The 1,486-nt window shown below is 69.8% G+C and carries 2 protein-coding genes; one reads left to right on the forward strand and one right to left on the reverse strand.

Features of this window, described 5'->3' with window-relative positions:
- Nucleotides 1–234: 234 nt before the first annotated feature.
- On the forward strand, nucleotides 235–567 hold the full coding sequence (locus C1J00_RS43135) for an Rv1322 family protein (protein WP_102914203.1): 333 nt from the start codon (nucleotides 235–237) through the stop codon (nucleotides 565–567).
- 6 nt (nucleotides 568–573) lie between these two features.
- Here C1J00_RS43135 and C1J00_RS43140 read toward each other — a convergent pair whose 3' ends face one another.
- Nucleotides 574–1,455, reverse strand: a complete 882-nt coding sequence (locus tag C1J00_RS43140) for an ABC transporter permease subunit (protein ID WP_102914204.1) — start codon at nucleotides 1,453–1,455, stop codon at nucleotides 574–576.
- Between the last annotated feature and the right edge of the window lie 31 nt (nucleotides 1,456–1,486).

Consider the following 1,486-nt stretch of genomic DNA (forward strand, 5'->3'; position numbering starts at 1 on the left):
ATAAGAGACATGACCCACCCATCCCTCAGCACGTCTCAACGACCACCACGGGCAAAAGGTCACACATTCGACAGAAGAACTTGCGTTCCCGCCCACGGGTCCGCACGCGCCACAACACGGACACTCGCCCATACACGCCTGTGCGCAGTCAACCGTCGGGAGCCCAGAACCCCTCTGCGCGCCGCGTAGGCTGGACGCCGCCCATGCTTCCTGTATAGCCCCGAGAGGTGTCCCGTGTCCCCGCGTCGCAACCGACCCAAGGGCGCCGCTTCGTCCGGCCGGAGCGCGGAGGACGACCGCTCCGGCCGCTACGGCGGCTGGCAGTCCTCGGAGAACTGGCAGGGCGAGAACTGGAGTGTGCGGCACGTGGCCGGCGCGAGCGCGCAGGGCAAGTCCTACCGCTGCCCCGGCTGCGACCAGCTGATCCCGGACGGGGTGCCGCACGTGGTGGCCTGGGCGGAACACACGGGCGTCGACGACCGGCGGCACTGGCACAGGGCCTGCTGGAACGCGCGGGACCGCCGCACCCCGGGGGTGCAGCGGTCCCGTAACGCGCCGAGGTTCTGAGTGGACTCAGACGTCCCGCTTCTCCAGCAGCGCGAAGGCGCCGGCGAACGCGACGGCCGTGGCGCCGAGGATGATCCACAGCGGGTCCCAGCCGGACGGGCCGGACTGGCTGAGGGAGTTGGCGTAGAAGACGCTGAGCTGGTTCGGGATCGAGTACTCGAACAGGGCGTCGCGCAGGCCCTGCAGCGACTCCGAGAACATGAACAGCGCGATCACCAGCGGGGCCAGTACGGCGCCGATCATGATCGTGATGGCGCCGGCCGAGTGCCTGATCATCGAACCGATGAGGAGCGAGAGCAGGCCCAGCAGCGCGATGTAGAGCGAGATGCCGACCGTGCCCTTCAGCCACTCGCCGCCGGAGGGCGACTTGGCGCCGTCGCCCTCCAGCATCGCCACATGCAGGAAGGCGACGAGGGACGCGGACACCAGCGTCACGACGAACGCGGTCAGGAAGAACACCACGGCCTTCGCCGCCAGCACCCTGCCCCGGCTCGGGCACGCGACCATCGTGGTGCGGATCATGCCGGTGCCGTACTCCGAGGCCGTGGTCAGCACGCCTAGCGTGATGATGCACATGCTGCCCAGCAACAGCCCGAAGAAGCCCAGCCCGAGGGGGCTCTCGCCGCCCAGGGCCGGGTCGGAGTTGGCCACCACCACGCCGGTCAGCGTGCCGATGCCGATGACGAGCAGGACGAACACACCGAGCGTCCACATGGTGGAGCGCACCGACCTGATCTTCGTCCACTCGGAGGCAATGGCGTTGCCGAGGTGCGTGCGCACGACCGGGATCGGCGAGGTGTAGCCGGGGCTGCCGGCGTACGGGGCGGAACCGGGCGCCGCCTGCCAGGCGGGCGCGGCCTGCGGCGTCTGGGACTGGGGGCTGCTCATCGGGCGTCCTCGGGCTTGGTCAGGTCGGAGG

Origin of the sequence: Streptomyces cahuitamycinicus (assembly GCF_002891435.1) — a bacterium.
In the GTDB taxonomy this organism is placed as follows: Bacteria; Actinomycetota; Actinomycetes; order Streptomycetales; family Streptomycetaceae; genus Streptomyces; species Streptomyces cahuitamycinicus.

What these genes read in the sequence shown, in the direction of transcription:
- C1J00_RS43140 (WP_102914204.1), bottom strand. Translation starts at nt 1,455, where the DNA reads ATGAGCAGCCCCCAGTCCCAGACGCCGCAGGCCGCGCCCGCCTGGCAG.